The 415-nt window shown below is 58.3% G+C and carries 2 protein-coding genes; both read left to right on the forward strand.

Features of this window, described 5'->3' with window-relative positions:
* The coding region (locus IR155_RS15760) for a type II toxin-antitoxin system ParD family antitoxin (protein WP_209306794.1) at positions 1 to 289 on the forward strand (289 nt) is incomplete at its 5' end.
* Positions 282 to 415 (forward strand): type II toxin-antitoxin system RelE/ParE family toxin (locus tag IR155_RS16435; RefSeq protein ID WP_135115721.1); only part of this gene is annotated, 134 nt, incomplete at its 3' end. The genes IR155_RS15760 and IR155_RS16435, both read left to right, overlap by 8 nt.

Consider the following 415-nt stretch of genomic DNA (forward strand, 5'->3'; position numbering starts at 1 on the left):
TAGTATGATTTTATTCCGCCTTCCGGGCGGCAGGGAGGGCCAGATGGCCGCTGTACGCAAGACCATTACCCTTACCGAACAACAGGATGCGTGGATCGCTTCCCAGATCGCGGCGGGTCATTATACCAACGACAGCGAAGCGATCCGCGACCTGATCCGGCGTGAACAGGAACGCAGCTTCGAAATCGAGACGATCCGCCAGGCACTTATCGAAGGCGAGCAGAGCGGCGAACCGGAACGGTTTGATTTTGCGGCCTTCAAGAAGCGCAAGATCGCTGAGCATGGCTGAGTTCCGCCTCGGCCCAAGAGCCCAGCGCGACATTGATGGAATCTTCGACTACACGGCAAAGCATTGGGGCTTGCCCCAGGCCCTTCGCTATATGGACCTCATCGAAGCGGCCTGCACAAGCCTTGC

This window comes from Microbacterium paludicola, assembly GCF_015235415.1.
Classification (GTDB): domain Bacteria; phylum Actinomycetota; class Actinomycetes; order Actinomycetales; family Microbacteriaceae; genus Microbacterium; species Microbacterium paludicola.